Consider the following 1264-nt stretch of genomic DNA (forward strand, 5'->3'; position numbering starts at 1 on the left):
GGGTTGAGGTAGACAAACAGCATCTCGGACCGCCAAAGATGGTTGAGGCTGTTGTAGGCCTTGCGCACGTTGTGGTGTGTCCACACGCGAGTCCATGCACCTGTTTTGGGGTCTTTGACCGTGGTTTTCTCATCCATCCAGGCTTGGTAGATCGTAGAGAATTCGTGCAGTTGCGTGCCCCATTTTGCCGCTTCATCCAAGGTGGTGATCCGAGTCAGTTTCAGTGCAAGTTGGTAGATGGTGCGCCCGGCATCTGTGCGCGGGCGTGAGGTGGTGTAGCGCCGCACGACGCGTTGGGCGTGGACGAGGCAGCGTTGGATTTTTGTGGTCGGCCAGCACTTTCTAATCGCGCTAAATGCTCCTTGGCCGCCGTCGATGACAGCAATCAGTGGTGCTTCGATGCGTTCGAGCAGTCGCTGGTAGTCGCGGGTGGTTTCGTGTTTGCACCAGTGCCAGGCAATGACGTGATCGATGGTGGCAGCGACGATCAAACAGCCGCCGGCGGTGTAGGTGCCGTCTAAAAACACCTGGTCGTAAACTCGTCCACAATGTGCATTGGTGGGGTTGGGCACATCAATGAGCCAGAACGGTTCAAACCGGCGTTGCAGCGTACGGGGCGAACATCCCACGCGGTGGGCAACAACATCGAGACTGGCACCGGTGGTGAGATGATCAATGAAAGCGGTAAACACCGCTGCATTGGTGATGTCGCCGCGGTGCTTCACGCTGGATGCGCCGCATTGTTTGCATCGCCATCTGGTGGTGCCTTTGCTGGTGGTGCCGTTGCGTTTCATTTCACCGCCGCAGTAGCAGCGTGGTTGGTTCTTTGGCATTGCGCCACCACACCACGGCGTACATAGCACACAGCGCTAGCCTCTTCGTGGATTTTCCGTCTGGGAGCCAGATATATGCCCCAGGAGCATATATTTTCCTGAAACCTAGAGGTTACGCCCGGGAAATCGGCAATTCCGGACACACTTTTTGTCGTTTAACCCCCAAGCGCTCTGAGAAGTGACACAATGACGAGCACTCTACTCGGATCACCATTTTCGTCCATATAGACCAGCAAAACCGTCGACGAAAACCGAGTTTTGGATGGACGATATCGTTGAAGACAACGCTAAGCCAGTCTCGAAAAGGGGGGTGTTCCTATATAGGTTGTCAACTCCGTGGGTGGGCTTGTTGGGGGTGTGAAGGGTTTCTGCTTCGTCTCGTAGATGTTGTTTTGGGTACCTTGAGGAGCCGGTTGGGCTTGCTGTGCAAT

At 55.2% G+C, this 1264-nt stretch carries 1 protein-coding gene; it reads right to left on the reverse strand.

The features are described 5' to 3' along the window. Positions 1-833, reverse strand: an 833-nt coding sequence (locus QP941_RS11515) for an IS1249 family transposase (protein WP_284869005.1), incomplete at its 3' end; no start/stop codon positions are given. Positions 834-1264 lie beyond the last annotated feature (431 nt).

The sequence above is a fragment of the Corynebacterium sp. MSK150 genome (genome assembly GCF_030229215.1).
In the GTDB taxonomy this organism is placed as follows: domain Bacteria; phylum Actinomycetota; class Actinomycetes; order Mycobacteriales; family Mycobacteriaceae; genus Corynebacterium.